The organism is Methylopila sp. 73B (assembly GCF_000526315.1).
Taxonomy (GTDB): Bacteria; Pseudomonadota; Alphaproteobacteria; order Rhizobiales; family Methylopilaceae; genus Methylopila.
The window spans coordinates 1,488,106-1,502,977 of the sequence record NZ_JAFV01000001.1 but is presented as its reverse complement, the minus strand read 5'-3'; the positions used below and the strand labels follow the sequence as shown (position 1 = coordinate 1,502,977).

Annotated in this window: 13 protein-coding genes; 5 read left to right on the top strand and 8 right to left on the bottom strand. The window is 68.5% G+C overall.

Features of this window, described 5'->3' with window-relative positions:
• Positions 1-11: 11 nt before the first annotated feature.
• Complete coding sequence (locus K244_RS0107165; protein WP_020185571.1) at positions 12-254, bottom strand: hypothetical protein; 243 nt, start codon at positions 252-254, stop codon at positions 12-14.
• Between the two features lie 72 nt (positions 255-326).
• Positions 327-1,676, bottom strand: a complete 1,350-nt coding sequence (locus tag K244_RS0107160) for a sugar porter family MFS transporter (RefSeq protein ID WP_020185570.1) — start codon at positions 1,674-1,676, stop codon at positions 327-329.
• Positions 1,677-1,963: 287 nt separating this feature from the next.
• Here K244_RS0107160 and K244_RS0107155 point away from each other — a divergent pair, with 287 nt between their 5' ends.
• The 3 genes from K244_RS0107155 to K244_RS23530 all read left to right on the top strand — a co-directional run bounded on the left by K244_RS0107155 (position 1,964) and on the right by K244_RS23530 (position 6,330).
• Positions 1,964-4,078, top strand: coding sequence for a sodium-translocating pyrophosphatase (locus tag K244_RS0107155; protein ID WP_024816366.1), 2,115 nt, complete (start codon positions 1,964-1,966; stop codon positions 4,076-4,078).
• Between the two features lie 262 nt (positions 4,079-4,340).
• Positions 4,341-5,969: a CTP synthase gene (locus K244_RS0107150; RefSeq protein ID WP_020185568.1), complete on the top strand. Its 1,629-nt coding sequence runs from the start codon at positions 4,341-4,343 to the stop codon at positions 5,967-5,969.
• A 13-nt stretch (positions 5,970-5,982) separates the two neighbouring features.
• Positions 5,983-6,330 (top strand): trypco2 family protein, encoded by a 348-nt coding sequence (locus K244_RS23530; protein WP_155931629.1) that lies wholly within the window; start codon positions 5,983-5,985, stop codon positions 6,328-6,330.
• Between the two features lie 40 nt (positions 6,331-6,370).
• Here K244_RS23530 and sseA read toward each other — a convergent pair whose 3' ends face one another.
• Together sseA and K244_RS0107140 are read right to left on the bottom strand one after the other, a co-directional pair.
• Positions 6,371-7,225 carry a 3-mercaptopyruvate sulfurtransferase gene (sseA, locus tag K244_RS0107145; protein WP_020185567.1) on the bottom strand — a complete coding sequence of 285 codons (855 nt, stop codon included), beginning with the start codon at positions 7,223-7,225 and terminating at the stop codon, positions 6,371-6,373.
• Complete coding sequence (locus K244_RS0107140) at positions 7,222-8,259, bottom strand: cysteine synthase A (protein ID WP_024816365.1); 1,038 nt, start codon at positions 8,257-8,259, stop codon at positions 7,222-7,224. Before K244_RS0107140 ends, sseA begins: the two co-directional genes overlap by 4 nt.
• 202 nt (positions 8,260-8,461) lie before the next feature.
• On the opposite strand from K244_RS0107140, the gene K244_RS0107135 reads away from it, so the two are divergent.
• Together K244_RS0107135 and K244_RS0107130 are read left to right on the top strand one after the other, a co-directional pair.
• A complete protein-coding gene (locus tag K244_RS0107135) occupies positions 8,462-9,130 on the top strand; it encodes a ChrR family anti-sigma-E factor (protein WP_020185565.1) in 669 nt (222 codons plus the stop codon).
• Positions 9,127-9,903, top strand: a complete 777-nt coding sequence (locus tag K244_RS0107130) for an SDR family NAD(P)-dependent oxidoreductase (RefSeq protein WP_020185564.1) — start codon at positions 9,127-9,129, stop codon at positions 9,901-9,903. The genes K244_RS0107135 and K244_RS0107130 overlap by 4 nt, the downstream gene beginning before the upstream one ends.
• 152 nt (positions 9,904-10,055) lie before the next feature.
• On the opposite strand, the gene K244_RS0107125 is transcribed toward K244_RS0107130, so the two are convergent.
• From K244_RS0107125 to K244_RS0107110, 4 genes are read right to left on the bottom strand one after another with little or no spacing between them, the layout of a single operon-like run.
• Positions 10,056-11,384 (bottom strand): MFS transporter, encoded by a 1,329-nt coding sequence (locus K244_RS0107125; RefSeq protein ID WP_020185563.1) that lies wholly within the window; start codon positions 11,382-11,384, stop codon positions 10,056-10,058.
• Positions 11,381-12,676 (bottom strand): cyclopropane-fatty-acyl-phospholipid synthase family protein, encoded by a 1,296-nt coding sequence (locus K244_RS0107120; RefSeq protein ID WP_020185562.1) that lies wholly within the window; start codon positions 12,674-12,676, stop codon positions 11,381-11,383. Before K244_RS0107120 ends, K244_RS0107125 begins: the two co-directional genes overlap by 4 nt.
• Positions 12,673-13,575 (bottom strand): DUF1365 domain-containing protein, encoded by a 903-nt coding sequence (locus K244_RS21590; RefSeq protein WP_280949664.1) that lies wholly within the window; start codon positions 13,573-13,575, stop codon positions 12,673-12,675. The genes K244_RS0107120 and K244_RS21590 overlap by 4 nt, the downstream gene beginning before the upstream one ends.
• A complete protein-coding gene (locus K244_RS0107110) occupies positions 13,572-14,864 on the bottom strand; it encodes an FAD-dependent oxidoreductase (RefSeq protein ID WP_024816363.1) in 1,293 nt (430 codons plus the stop codon). Before K244_RS0107110 ends, K244_RS21590 begins: the two co-directional genes overlap by 4 nt.
• Between the last annotated feature and the right edge of the window lie 8 nt (positions 14,865-14,872).

Sequence of the window (14,872 nt, the reverse complement as noted above, 5' to 3'; positions counted from 1 at the left end):
CGCGTAACACGTCAGAACCGGCCGTAGCCGCCCAGCGGGCCGTAGCCGTCGATCGGCACGTAGATCGGCCGATCGCGCGCCCGTCGGCGTTCCACGTCGAGCGTCATCCGGCAGTTGGCGAACGCATCGGTGCCTGGGCGCATGCCGTACTCCCGGCATTTGGCGCTGTCGGCCGCGGCCAGCTCCTTCGGGTCCGCCGCGCAGCCGCCGAGCGCTAGAAGCCCGGCGGCGATGAGCAGAAGGCGTGCGGTCATCGCGTCACCGTTTGCAGCGAGATCTGCAGCGCATATGGGACGCCCCGCCGCTTCGGGGGAGGCCCTCGAAGCTCATGCCTTGACGGCGTCGCCGGCGAAACCTGCCTCGATCTCCTCCAGCGTCCGGCCCTTGGTCTCCGGCACCAGAGCGATGGTGAAAAACAGCGCGCCGACGCTCATGACCGCGAACAACCCAAACGTGGCGGCCGAGCCAAGGCCCGCGATCAGCATCAGGAACACTTGGCTGACGATCAGGTTGGAGCCCCAGTTCGCGACCGTCGCGACGCCCATGGCGCGGCCGCGGACGGCGAGCGGAAAAATTTCTGAAATCAGCAGCCAGAACACCGGTCCGAGGCCGATTGCGAAGAAGCCGACGTAAGCCGCAACCGACAGCGTCGCGATCCAGGCGAGCGCGCCTTCCGTGCCGACTGCGAAGCCGGCGGTGAGGATCGCGAGCATCGCGGCCATGCCTGCGAGGCCGACGATCAGCAGCTTCCGCCGCCCCGCCGTGTCGAGCAGTTTCAACGCCACGTAGGTCATGATGACGTTGACCACGCCGACGCCCGCGGTCGCGAGGATCGCGGCGGAGGTCGAGGCCATGCCAGCCTTCTCGAAGATGATCGGCGCGTAATAGATCACCGTGTTGATGCCGGTGACCTGCTGGAAGATCGCGAGCCCGACGCCGACGATCAGCGGAATGCGGACCCGGGGCTCGAGCAGCGCGGACCACGGCGCGATCTGGCCGTCGCGGGCCTTCAGGTCGGTGCGGAGCTGGTTGAGCTCGGCAGTCACGTCGCCGCCGTCGCGCAGGCGGGAGAGCGCGTCGGCCGCCGCCTCGTGACGGCCCTGGCCGGCGAGCCAGCGCGGGCTTTCGGGCAACGTCAGCATGCCGAGGCCGAGCACGATCCCCGGCAGGCAGCCGACCGCCAGCATCCAGCGCCAGCCGCCGTCGACCTCCGACAGCAGGTAGGCGACGACATAGGACAGCAGGATCCCGAGCGTGATGCACATCTGGTTCAGCGAGACCACGCCGCCGCGCTTCTCGGCGGGGGCCATCTCGGCGAGGTAGAGCGGGGTCAGCATCGAGGCGACGCCGATTGCGACGCCGAGGATCGCGCGGCCGATCAGCAGCGTGACGACCTCATGCGCCGCGGCGCAGACCAGCGCGCCGACCACGAACAGCAGGGCGACGACGAGGATGACCTTGCGACGGCCGTAGGCGTCCGCGAGCGAGCCGGCGGTCGCGGCTCCCACGGCCGCGCCCAGCAGCGCGATCGAAACCACGAAGCCCTGCATGGCTTCCGAGAGCTGGAACAGGTCGCGGATGAAGGGCAGGGCGCCCGAGATCACGCCGGTGTCGTAGCCGAACAAAAGGCCGCCGAGCGACGCGGTCGCCGCCACCACATGGAATTTCACCCGCATCACTCCCTGTTCGCCGCGGAACGTCCCGCCCGCGTTGAGACTCTGGCCGGCACTGTCGGCGGGCTGCGGCGATTTCGCAACGGGAACAAAGGCGAGGGAGACGCGACGCCCGCCGACGATTCGGCGCGTTGCGCGTGGCACCCCCTTCTGGCAGCTTTCTCGGCGACCGATCGGTCAGGCGGAGCGGACGCGCGAAAACGACAAGCAAAAGCGGGCGCGGCGCATGATCGCCGAACGTCCACGCCGTTCCGCCTTCACGAGGAAACGCAATCCAAGGAACGGCTTCGATGGCGCTTTTGTTGATAATCGTCTTAGGTTTGCTGTCCGTCGTCTACGGCGTCTGGGCCATTCGGTCCGTTGTGGCGGCGGACGCCGGCAATGCGCGAATGCAGGAGATCGCGGGGGCGATCGCCGAGGGCGCGCAGGCCTATCTTCGCCGGCAATACGCCACCATCGGCGTCGTCGGGCTCGTTATCTTCGTGCTCGTCGCGATCTTCCTCTCGGTGACAGTCGCGATCGGGTTCCTGATCGGCGCGGTTCTATCGGCGGCGGCCGGCTTCATCGGCATGAACGTCTCCGTGCGGGCCAACGTGCGCACCGCCCAGGCGGCCTCCAAATCGCTCGCCGCGGGCCTCGAGATCGCCTTCACCTCCGGCGCCGTGACCGGCATGCTGGTCGCGGGCCTCGCGCTGCTCGGCGTCGCCGGCTACTACGCGGTGCTGACCGGCGTCCTGGGGCATACGCTGGAGGACCGCGTCGTCGTCGACGCGCTGGTGGCGCTCGGCTTCGGCGCCTCGCTGATCTCGATCTTCGCCCGCCTTGGCGGCGGCATCTTCACCAAGGGCGCGGACGTCGGCGGCGACCTCGTCGGCAAGGTCGAGGCCGGCATTCCCGAGGACGACCCGCGCAACCCAGCGACCATCGCCGACAACGTGGGCGACAACGTCGGCGACTGCGCCGGCATGGCGGCGGACCTGTTCGAGACCTATGCGGTGACCGTGGTCGCCACCATGGTGCTCGCCGCGATCTTCTTCGCCGGCGACGCGGCGCTCTCCAGCCTGATCCTCTATCCGCTCGCGATCTGCGCGATCTGCATCGTCACCTCGATCGCGGGCACCTTCTTCGTGAAGCTGCCGGCGAGCCAGTCGATCATGGGCGCGCTCTACCGCGGCTTCGGCGCGGCGGCGGCCTTCTCGCTCGTCGGCATCGCCATCGTCACCGGCCTGCTGGTCGGGTTCTCGACGCCCTACACCACGACCACGGGCGTCAGCTTCACCGGCTGGAGCCTCTACCTCTGCGCGGTGATCGGCCTCGTCATCACGGGCCTGATCATCGTCATCACCGAGTACTACACCGGCACCAACTTCCGGCCGGTGAAGTCGATCGCCGCGGCCTCCGTCACCGGCCACGGCACCAACGTCATCCAAGGCCTCGCCATCTCGCTCGAGGCGACGGCGCTGCCGGCGCTGGTGATCATCGCCGGCATCATCTCGACCAACGCGCTCGCGGGGCTGTTCGGCATCGCGATCGCGGTCACCGCCATGCTGGCTCTGGCGGGCTTCGTGGTGGCGCTCGACGCCTTCGGGCCTGTGACCGACAACGCCGGCGGCATCGCGGAGATGGCGGGCCTGCCGGCGGAGGTGCGCCACGCCACCGACGCGCTGGACGCGGTCGGCAACACCACCAAGGCGGTGACCAAGGGCTACGCCATCGGTTCGGCCGGCCTCGGCGCGCTCGTGCTGTTCGCGGCCTACACCTCCGACCTCAACCACTTCATCCAGAACGCGGCGCAGTACCCCTACTTCGAGGGCGTGAAACTCGATTTCGCGCTGACCAACCCCTACGTGGTCGTCGGCCTTCTGTTCGGCGGCATGCTGCCGTTCCTGTTCGGCGCGATGGGGATGACGGCGGTCGGCCGCTGCGCCGGCTCGATCGTCGAAGAGGTGCGGCGCCAGTTCCGCGAGAAGCCCGGGATCATGGAGGGCCGCGACCGCCCGGACTATGGCCGCGCCGTCGACATCCTCACCCGCGCGGCGATCAAGGAGATGATCGTGCCGTCGCTGCTGCCGGTGCTGTCGCCGATCGTCGCCTACTTCGTGGTGCTCGGCGTCGCAGGTAAGAGCGAGGCGTTCTCGGCGGTGGGCGCGATGCTGCTCGGCGTCATCGTCACCGGTCTGTTCGTCGCGCTGTCGATGACCTCGGGCGGCGGCGCCTGGGACAACGCCAAGAAGTACATCGAGGACGGCCACCATGGCGGCAAGGGCTCCGACGCCCACAAGGCCGCGGTCACCGGCGACACAGTGGGCGATCCCTACAAGGACACGGCGGGCCCCGCGGTGAACCCGATGATCAAGATCACCAACATCGTGGCGCTCCTGCTGCTCGCGGTGCTTGCGCACTGACACCCAAAGACCACGTCTCGCGCATGGCGGCCCCGCCGTCGTGCGCGAGACGCTTCCCCTCGACGGGCGCCCGATGTAACAGGAGCGTCCAGACAACAACGACCGGCCGCTCATCGACCCGACCCCCTCAAGGCCGGGCGGGCGGACGCGTTGTTTCGTGGTGTGAACAACTGGCCCGCCGCCTCCCCGAATCGGACGCGGCCGGTTAGGCCTGACGGGTCGCGACGCGCGCGGCCCTTTGGGATGCGAGCGGAAGAGAGCGATGGCCCGATACGTCTTCATCACCGGCGGCGTGGTGTCCTCGCTCGGCAAGGGCCTCGCCTCCGCCGCGCTCGGCTCGCTGCTGCAAGCGCGCGGCTATTCGGTGCGGCTGCGCAAGCTCGACCCCTACCTCAACGTCGATCCCGGCACGATGAGCCCGACCCAGCACGGCGAGGTCTTCGTCACCGACGACGGCGCCGAGACCGATCTCGATCTTGGTCACTACGAGCGCTTCACCGGCATTCCCGCGTCCAAGAAGGACAACATCACCACGGGGCGGATCTACCAGGACATCATCGCCAAGGAGCGCCGCGGCGACTACCTCGGCGGCACGGTGCAGGTGATCCCGCACGTCACCGACGCCATCAAGCACTTCGTCCGCGACGGCAACGAGGCTTTCGACTTCGTGCTGGTGGAAATCGGCGGCACGGTGGGCGACATCGAGGGCCTGCCGTTCTTCGAGGCGATCCGCCAGCTCGGCAACGACCTCCCGCGCGGCGACGCGATCTACATCCACCTCACGCTGCTGCCGTGGATCCCGAGCGCGGGCGAGCTTAAGACCAAGCCGACCCAGCATTCGGTCAAGGAGCTGCGCTCGATCGGCATCCAGCCGGACATTCTGCTGTGCCGCTGCGACCGGCCGATCCCGCCGGAGGAGCGCCGCAAGCTCGGCCTGTTCTGCAACGTCCGCGAGAGCGCCGTGATCGAGGCCCGCGACGTCGACACGATCTACGCGGTGCCGGAGGCCTACCACCGTGAGGGGCTCGACACAGAAGTGCTGGCGGCCTTCGGAATCGAGCCGGTCAAGGCGCCGGACCTCAACCGCTGGCGCAACGTCACCCACAGGGTCACGAACCCCGAGGGCGAGGTGACGATCGCCATCGTCGGGAAATACACGGGCCTGAAGGACGCCTACAAGTCGCTGTCCGAGGCGCTGGCGCACGGCGGCATCGCCAACACCGTCAAGGTCAACCTGGACTGGATCGAGAGCGAGATCTTCGAGAACGAGGACCCGGCGCCGTTCCTCGAGCACGTCCACGGCATCCTGGTGCCCGGCGGCTTCGGCCAGCGCGGGGCGGAGGGCAAGATTCGTGCGGCGACCTTCGCGCGCGAGCGCAAGGTGCCTTACCTCGGCATCTGCTTCGGCATGCAGATGGCGGTGATCGAGGCTGCGCGGAACCTCGCGGGGATACCGGACGCGAACTCCACCGAGTTCGGCCCGACCGACGAGCCCCTCGTCGGCCTGATGACCGAATGGACCCGCGGCAACGCGCTGGAGGCCCGCCGCGCCGACGGCGACCTCGGCGGCACCATGCGCCTCGGCGCCTACGACGCCCGGCTGAAGCGCGGCTCGAAGGTGGCGGAGATCTATGGCTCCGAGGACATCTCGGAACGCCACCGCCATCGCTACGAGGTCAACACCGCCTACCGCGAGCGGCTGGAGGCGAACGGGCTGGTGTTCTCAGGCATGTCGCCGGACGGGCTGCTGCCGGAGATCGTGGAGTACGAGGACCACCCCTGGTTCGTGGGCGTCCAGTTCCACCCTGAGCTCAAGTCCCGCCCCTTCGAGCCGCACCCGCTGTTCGCAAGCTTCGTGACGGCCGCGCTGGCGCAGAGCCGGCTGGTTTGAGAGGGTACAAAACATGGAAATCAAAGATTTTATTAAAGAGGCGATAATCCAAGTTCAGCAAGGCGTTCGCGAGGCTGGGGATTATCTCCGAAAGAACGACGGGCGAGGTTTAATCAACCCTGTGTGGACAAAAGAAAAATATCATGAAGATTTGATCAGGAATATTGATTTTGATATTGCCATAACGGCAACAACGGAGAAAAAAGGTTCGGCTGGGTTGAAGATTCCCGGACTTGCTGTCGATTTAGGCGCATCGGCAGGTAGGGAAAATCAGACGGCGAATAGGATTAAATTTTCTCTTCCAATAATCTTTCCCATTACGCATAAGTATAAAAATCCAGAAGGCGGTGATGGAGCTTGAATAATTTTTGATTCTGCCGGGTTGGGTTAAGCCGATAGCGCTAGATTTTCTGTTTTTCCGGCCCCGTCGCCACCGGCCGTCCGCCGGCGCCCCATTCGGCCCAGGACCCGTCGTAGATCCCCTCGGCCTTCGAGCCCACGCCTTCCAGCGCCAGCGCCAGGATCGCAGCCGACACCCCTGAGCCGCAGCTGGTGACGATCGGGCCGTCGACGTCGACGCCCGCCGCCTCGAACGCGGCGCGCAATTCCGCCTCCTCGGCCAGCCGGCCGTCCTTGACCACCTGGTCGAACGGCACGTTCAGCGAGCCGGGAATGTGGCCGAGCGCGACGCCCGGCCGGGGCTCCGGCGCCTCGCCGCGGAAGCGGGGCGCGGGGCGGGCGTCGACCACCTGGAACCGGCCGGCGTCGAGACCCTCGGCCACCTGGTCTCCGCTCTTCGCCACGGACGGGTCGAAGCGCGGCGTGAAGCTCGTGGGCGCTCGCGTCGAGGCGCCGCTTTCGAGCGGGCGACCCTCGGCTTTCCATTTCGGCAGGCCGCCATCGAGGACATAGACCTCCTTCACGCCAAAGGCGCGAAAGGTCCACCACACGCGGGCAGCCGCGAACAGGCCTGCCCCGTCGTAGGCGACGATCGTCGCGCCGTCGCCGATCCCGAGCTTGCCCACCGCGTCGGCGAAGACGTCCGGCGCGGGGAGCATGTGCGGCAGGTCGGTGGACGTGTCCGCCACCACGTTGATGTCGAAGAACGCGGCGCCGGGGATGTGGGCGTCGAGAAACTCGCGCGGCCCGTCGCGGTTCACCGCGGGCAAGTACCACGAGCCGTCGACGGGGATGACCGTCGGATCGCCGAGGCGCTGGCTAAGCCACTCGGTGGAGACGAGGTTGGGATTGGTCACTGCAGCACCTTCCTGAGATCGACCGCGCCCGGCTTTTCGAGCCAGGCCGGGACCGGCAGCTCCTTCGAGCGCAGGAACTCCGGGTTGAACAGCTTGGATTGATAGCGGGTGCCGTAGTCGCAGAGGATCGTCACGATGGTGTGGCCGGGGCCGAGCTCCCGCGCCAGCCGGATCGCGCCGGCGACGTTGACGCCCGACGACCCGCCGAGGCACAGGCCTTCGTGCTCCAGCAGGTCGAAGGCGATCTGCACGGCCTCCGCGTCCGGGATCTGGTAGGCGAAGTCAACGGGCGCGTTTTCGAGGTTCGCGGTGATGCGGCCCTGGCCGATGCCCTCCGTGATCGAGGAGCCCTCGGCCTTCAGCTCGCCGGTGGTGTAGTAGCTGTAGAGCGCGGCGCCGGGCGGGTCGGCGAGGGCGATCTTGACGTTCTTCGACCGCGCCTTCAGCGCCATGCCGGTGCCGGCGAGTGTGCCGCCGGTGCCGACCGCGCAGACGAACCCGTCCACCTTGCCGTCGAGATCGTTCCAGATCTCGGGGCCGGTCGAGTCGATGTGCGCCTGCCGGTTCGCCACGTTGTCGAACTGGTTCGCCCAGATCGCGCCGTTCGGTTCGGTCTTCGCCAGCGCCTCTGCGAGACGGCCGGAGAGCTTCACGTAGTTGTTTGGGTCTTTGTAGGGGACTGCCGGCACCTCCACGAGCTCCGCGCCGGCGAGCCGGAGCATCTGCTTCTTCTCGTCGGACTGGGTGTCCGGGATCACGATCACGGTGCGGTAGCCGAGCGCGTTCGCGACCAGCGCGAGGCCGATGCCGGTGTTGCCCGCCGTTCCCTCCACGATGACGCCGCCTGGCTTCAGCGCGCCCCGCCGGACCGCGTCCTCGATGATCCAGAGCGCGGCCCGGTCCTTCACCGATTGGCCGGGGTTCATGAACTCCGCCTTGCCGAGGATCGTGCAGCCCGTCAGCTCGGAGGCCTGGCGCAGACGGATGAGCGGCGTGCGCCCGATGGCGTCGACCAGGCCGCTGCGGATGGTCATGAACAACCTCATTCGATAGATTATCGAGGGCGGCACCGTAGTCTGGCGGCTGCGGGTTGAAAAGCGAGACCGCGCCGCTCCGACGCCTTGTGGCGAAACGCGTGGGGAAACGATAATCCATCGGGGCAGGCCACGCGTAACCATCTGGACGCCGTGGGCTGGTCCGTCCCGATCCCGAGCGCTTCACTGAGGTTCGTTTCACGTGGCTTCGCCTTTCAGCCCAACGCCGGAAGACGCCTCCCGACCGATCGATGCGCTGCTCGCGGGGTATGTGGTCGGCGCGCTGGAGCCGCACATGCATGCGCTCGTCACCGCGCATCTCATGCTGTCGGATGAGAACCGCGGCTTCGTTCGGGCCCTCGAGGCGGAAGCCGGCGCAGCGCTCGACCGCATCGACGCGCCGTTGCCGCAGCGCGTGCCGCGCGACCATGTGCTCTCCGCCATCTACGCCGGCGGCTATTATGGGACCGGCCGTCCCGCGCAGCACGATCCGGAGCTTCCGTCGCCGCTGTTCCGTCTTGTGGGCAAGCCGCTCGACCAGCTGCCGTGGAAGCGGAAGCTGCCGGGGCTGAAGGAGTGCAAGGTCTACGACAAGGGCGGCGTCGAGGCGGTGTTCTACCACATCTCGGCCGGCAGCCGGATGCCGAAGCACACCCACGCCGGGTCGGAAGCGACCCTGGTGCTCCGGGGGGCGTTCCACGACGAGCGCGATCTCTACCGCCGCGGGGACGTCTCGCTGGCCGACGGTCATGTCGAGCACCGGCCGACGACCAGCCGTGACGAGGACTGCATCTGCTTCGCCGTGACCGATGCGCCGCTGAAGATGACCGGTCCCGTGTGGGGCGTCCTGCAGAAACTGTTCGGCAAGTGAAAGGCGTCGCGGTCGCCTGGGTGACCGGCGCGAGTTCCGGCATCGGGCGCGCCGTCGCTCTCGAACTTGCCCGGTCGGGCGTCGTGGTCGCCGCCACCGCCCGCCGGGAGGATGAACTCGCGAGCCTCGCAGCGGAGGCCGCCACGTTCGACGGCCGCATCGCGGCCTTTCCCGGCGACCTGTCCGATCCGAAGAGCCTGACGCCCTTGGCGGCGCGCGTTGCGGCCGAACTCGGAATGATCGATCTCGCCGTGCTGAACGCCGGCCTGTTCATCCCCGTGCGGGCCGTCCCCTTCGACGCCGACGCCTTCTACAAGACCTTCGACGTCAATCTGAAGGGCACGGTGGGTTGCCTCGCCGCGGTGCTGCCGGCGATGACCGCGCGACGGGGAGGCAAGATCGTGCTGGTGGCGTCGGTCACGGCTTACGCGGGGCTTCCCAGCTCCGCCGCCTACGGCGCCACCAAGGCCGCGCTGAACAATCTCGCCGAAAGCCTGAAGTTCGATCTCGACAGGGTCGGGGTCGCCATCCAGGTGGTGAACCCCGGGTTCGTAGACACGCCGGCGACCAAGCAGAACGCGTTCAAGATGCCGGCGCTGATGGCGGTCGACGACGCGGCGAAGCGCATCGTCGCCGGCATCGAGCGCGGCGGCTTCGAGATCACTTTCCCCAAGCGCTTCACCTACGTGCTGAAGGTTCTCAAGCTGCTGCCCTATCCCGCCTACTTCTGGCTGGTGACCAAGGCGACGGGCTGGGACAAGAAGGCGGACTGAGCGCGTCTCCTTCAGGGTCGTCATCCCGGACGGCCGCAGGCCGATCCGGGATCGTCCTCCGCAGTTGTCTCCGGCGAGCGGTCGCAATAGCGCCATCCTGCCGACGATCCCGGTCTCCGCTGCGCTTCGGCCGGGATGACGTGCGTTTGAGGTCAGGCCGCCGCTTCGATGCGGGCGCGAAGCTCCTTCTGCGACGCTTCGTCGAGCGGAAACTTCCACATCAGCCAGACCGCCATCAGCTTCAGCGCGACGGGCAAGCCGCCGTAGAGCCAGGCGAGGGTCGTGAGCCCGAGCGGTTCGCGCAATCCGGCCGCCGGGTCGAAACCGGCCGCGGCCAGGACGGGGAAGGCGAGGCCGACGGCGGCTGCGAGCGCCAGCTTGGTCGCAAGGCCCCAGGCCGCGAGATACAGCCCGCTGCGCTGCTCGCCCGAGGCGGCGGTGTCGACGTCGATCACGTCGGCCTGGATCGAGGGCGGCAGCGCAAGGTCGGCGCCCACCGCCGCGCCGGTGACCAGGCAGACGAGGCCGAACAGGACGACGTCGCCGGGGCCGAGCAATGGCGCGAGGATGAACACCGCTGAGGCGAGCAGCATCGCAAGGCACCAGGCGCGGTGCTTCGAGGTCCGCCGCGCGAGCCAGAGCCAGAACGGCACCCCCAGCACGCCCGCCGCGAAGTAGGCGACGAGGAAGGGTCCTGCGAGGTCCGGCGCGGCCAGGCGCTCGCTGACGAAGAACAGGAACAGGGTCGCCGGCAGGCCGTTCGCGAAGCCGTTGATGAAGAACGCGACCAGCAGCCGGACGAAGGCGGTGTTCGCCTTCATCGCCGCAAGCCCGTCGCGGAAGCTGAGGCGGCGGCGCGAGGCGTCGACGGGCTCTGGCGTCAGCGTGAGCGTGCCGATCGCGAGGAGCGGAAGGCCAATCCCGACGAACACCGCGTAGGAGGCGAGCACCTCGGCCTGCCCGCCGCCGAGCGTGGGGGGGATAATGGCCTGCAGCGACAGCGCGATCAGCGTGCCGACCAGCGCCGCGCTCTCGCGCCAGGCCGCGATGCGGCTGCGGCCGGCGTAGGAGGTCGAGAGTTCAGCGCCCCAGGCGTTGTAAGGCACCAGCGCGGCAGTCCAGGCGATCGACAGCGCCGCGCCCCACAACAGCAGGTAGCCGATCCCGTCCCCGCGCTCGGGCGTGAAGATCATCCACGCGGCGATCGCCGTCGGCGGCATGGCGGCGGCGAACCACAGACGCCGCCGGCCGAAGCTGGGGCGCCAGCGATCTGCGACGACGCCGACCGCGGGGTCTGCAAGCGCGTCGATCAGCCGGACGGCGAGCAGGGCGTTGCCAACGGCCGCGAGCGGAAGGCCGAGCCCTTCGGCGTAGTAGCTCGGGACGACGATGTAGAGCGGCAGGGTGAGCGCCGCGAAGGGGATCGCGGGGAGGGCGTAGGCGACGAGGCCGGCGAGCGAGAGTTCGCGGCCGGCCCTCATGCCCGTGCGAACACCACCTGGCGCACGTCGATGTTGCCGGAGCGGAAGCCGGCCTCGCAGTAGGCGAGGTAGTACTCCCAAAGCCTGCGGAAGCGCTCGTCGAAGCCGAGCGGCTGGATGGTCGGCCAGGCCGCCCGGAAACTCTTGCGCCACTCCACCAGCGTTTGGGCGTAGTCGACGCCGAAGATCTTCTCGGCCGCGACCGAGAGGCCCGCGGCCTTAGCGACGTCGCGCAGAACGGTGGGGGAGGGCAGCATGCCGCCGGGGAAGACGTAGCGCTGGATGAAGTCGGTCTCGCGCCGGTAGGCGTCGAAGAATCGGTCTTGGATGGTGATGACCTGGATGCCCGCCGCGGCGCCGGGCTTCAGCCGGTCCCTCACCTGCGAGAAATAGGTCGGCCACCATCGTTCGCCGACCGCCTCGAACATCTCGATCGAGGCGACGCCGTCATAAGCGCCGCGCTCGTCGCGGTAGTCCTGCAACTTGAGTTCGACGCGCTCGGAGAGCCCCGCCTCGAACATCCGCTTGCGGGCGTAGTCGAGCTGCGCCGGGCTGATGGTGAGGCCGGTCACCTTGCAGCCGATCTCGGTCGCGGCGTACTCCGCGAAGCCGCCCCAGCCGCAACCGATCTCGAGGATATGGTCGCCCGGCTTCGCGCCGATCGAGCGCGCGAGCGTTTCGTACTTCCGTCGCTGCGCGGCCGCCAGGTCCTGCGTCCCACTGTCAAAGATCGCGGAAGAGTAGGTCATCGTCGGGTCGAGCCACTGCTCGTAGAAGCGGTTTCCGAGATCGTAATGGGCCTCGATGTTGCGGCGCGCGCCCTTCTTGGTGTTGCGGTTCAGCCAGTGCCGGACGTTCTGAAGCGCGCGGTAGAGCGGCTTCATCATCAGATACTGCGAGACATGGTCCGCGTTGACGCAGAACAGCTCCAAGAACGCGGTGACGTCCGGGCTGTCCCACTCGCCGTTGAGGAAGCCGTCGGCGACGCCGATGTCGCCGCCCTTCAGGATGCGCCGCGCGAAGCCGAGATCGCGCACGACGAGCGTCGCGTCCGGCCCGGGCTCGACGCCGTCGAACACCAGAATGCGGCCGTCGGGGAAGGTCACGGACAGACGGCCGCGGACGATGCGCGCCGCGACCTGCAACGCGATGCGGACCTCGAGTGGAAGCCCTCGGGCGGCCTCCGCGACGTTGTCGAGCGTCACGCGCAACGGCGCTGCGGGCGGCGTAGGCTCGGACGGGCGCGCGGGGGCGAAGCTGGCGGGGTTTTGGGACATCGGGGCGGCGGTCATGGCGCGGTCGTTTCCCGGACGGTCGGCGCCACGGCGCGGTCTTGGAGGCGATCTTGAGGGCCGCGAGCCCCGCGCCCGTGGCGTATGGGGCCTGGAGCGTCGTGGCTCGCGGGCGAAGGAGGCGGGTCATGGTCCACGAGGCGCGCGCCCTTGATCCAGAGCTTCAACGCCTCCCAGTGAATGCCGGCGAAAACCTTGAGGGTCATCAACGGCATGGCGACGCAGAGCCGGAGCAGCGCGCCGTCGGTCAGCGCTTGGCGCTCGCCTGCGAAGGTGGCGGAGAGGATCGGCCCTTCGGCGTCGCTTTCTAGGATGCGCAGCCGAACGTCGTCGGTCGGCGGGCGGATGCGGAAGGCGTAGCGCATCGCGGTCTCGAGAAAGGGCGAGACGTAGAACAGCTTGTCCCGCTCCTGGCGGAGCCCGGCTTCGGTGAGTTCGCCATCCTTGACCGGAGCGACATAGGCGTGCCGCTCGCCGAAGGTGTTGGTCACCTCGTAGACGACGGCGGTGAGGGCGCCCGCGTCGTCGTAGCGCCAGTAGACGCTCAAGGGATTGAACACGTAGCCGAGGATGCGGGGGTAGCAGAGCAGCAGCACGCGGCCGCCCTCCGGGTCCTGTCCGGCCCGCGCCAGCAGGCCGCGGACATGGGTCGACAGCGAGGAGCCGTCGCCCGGCCCGTGGTCCGCCTCGTGGAAGCTCGCGAGATTGAAGCGGCCGACCGAGAACAGGCGCGCGGCGCGGCAAGCGACGTCAAGCCGGTCCAAATCGATCAACAAGGCGAACACCCGGTAAACAAACCGGTTAACAAACGGCTTGAGGCGCGCGTGCATAACCTCGCCCGGGTAGAGCGACGCGGCGGCCTCCGGCGGCCGAAAGCTGGGCGCCTCGTATCCCGTCACTCCGCAGCCTCGGCGAAGCTCGGCGCGCGCCACGGCGGCGCGGCTCCCAGAGCATCCGCCACGGCGAGGCCCGATGACAAGCCGTCTTCGTGAAACCCAAACCCGGTCCAGGCGCCGCAGAACCACGTCCGGCGCTTGCCCTGGATCTCGGGCAACCGCCGCTGGGCCGCCAAGGCTGCGGCGTCGTACTGAGGATGGTCGTAGCGGAAGCGGGCGAAGGTCAGCGCCGGGTCGGGCTCGAACGGCGGGTTCAGCGTCACGAACAGCGGACGTTCGGGATCGACGCCCTGCAGCTCGTTCATCCAATAGGTCACCGCGACGTCGCGTGCGGCGACGGCGGGATCGGTCCGGCTGCCGAGGTAGTTCCAGGCCGACCACACCGCCCTGCGCCTCGGCATCAGGCGCGCGTCCCTGTGCAGCCAGACGTCGTTGGGCCGGTACCGGATCGCGCCCAGCACCGCGCGTTCGGCGTCGCTCGCGTCGGTCAACAGCCGGAGCGATTCGTCGGTGTGCGCTCCCAGGACCACCTGGTCGAACCGCTCGGCCCGGCCGGCGGCGTCCGTCACGGTGACGCCGAGGTCGTCGCGGGCGATCGACGCCACGGGCGCGCCCAGGCGCAATCTGTCGCGCAAGGGCGCGTTGAGCTTCTCGACGTAGGACCTACTGCCGCCTTCGACCGTGCGCCAGATCGGACGCTCGGTGTTGATCAGCCGGTGGTTGGCGAAGAAGGCGACGAAGCTCTCGGCGGGGAAGTCCAGCACGTGCGCCGCGGGAGTCGACCAGATCGCGGCCGCCATGGGGGCGAGGTAGTCCTCGCGGAAGCGCCGGGCGAAGCGGCGCCGGTCCAGCCAGTCGCCGAGGCTGAGGCCGACCAGCGCGCCGGCCGCCTTGTCCGCGACGCAGAGCTTGTTGAACCGCATCACCTCGCGCAGCATCCAGAGATAGGACGGCGCGACCAAGTTGCGGCGCTGGGCGAACAGTGCGCCAAGCGTCTTGCCCGACCATTCGAAAGCGCCTCGGTCGAGCGACAGCCCGAAGCTCATCTCGGTCGCCTTGGTGGCGACGCCGAGATGGTCGAACAGGGCGGTGAGGTTCGGGTAGTTCAGGCCATTGTAGACGATGAACCCGGTGTCGACGGCGATCCGCACGCCGTCGTAGTCGACGTCGACCGTGTGGCTGTGGCCGCCCGGACGCGGTTCGCGCTCGTAGACCGTGACGTCGTGGTGGGGGTGGAGCGCGAAGGCCGCGCCGGCGCCGGAGATGCCGGAGCCGACGACGGCGATGCGCAGGCGGGACG

Coding starts and splice junctions, on each gene's coding strand:
- K244_RS0107125 (WP_020185563.1), bottom strand. CDS start 11,384: ATGAGGGCCGGCCGCGAACTCTCGCTCGCCGGCCTCGTCGCCTACGCC.
- K244_RS23530 (WP_155931629.1), top strand. CDS start 5,983: ATGGAAATCAAAGATTTTATTAAAGAGGCGATAATCCAAGTTCAGCAA.
- K244_RS0107165 (WP_020185571.1), bottom strand. CDS start 254: ATGACCGCACGCCTTCTGCTCATCGCCGCCGGGCTTCTAGCGCTCGGC.
- K244_RS0107155 (WP_024816366.1), top strand. CDS start 1,964: ATGGCGCTTTTGTTGATAATCGTCTTAGGTTTGCTGTCCGTCGTCTAC.
- K244_RS0107140 (WP_024816365.1), bottom strand. CDS start 8,259: ATGACCATCCGCAGCGGCCTGGTCGACGCCATCGGGCGCACGCCGCTC.
- K244_RS0107150 (WP_020185568.1), top strand. CDS start 4,341: ATGGCCCGATACGTCTTCATCACCGGCGGCGTGGTGTCCTCGCTCGGC.
- K244_RS0107120 (WP_020185562.1), bottom strand. CDS start 12,676: ATGACCGCCGCCCCGATGTCCCAAAACCCCGCCAGCTTCGCCCCCGCG.
- K244_RS0107160 (WP_020185570.1), bottom strand. CDS start 1,676: ATGCGGGTGAAATTCCATGTGGTGGCGGCGACCGCGTCGCTCGGCGGC.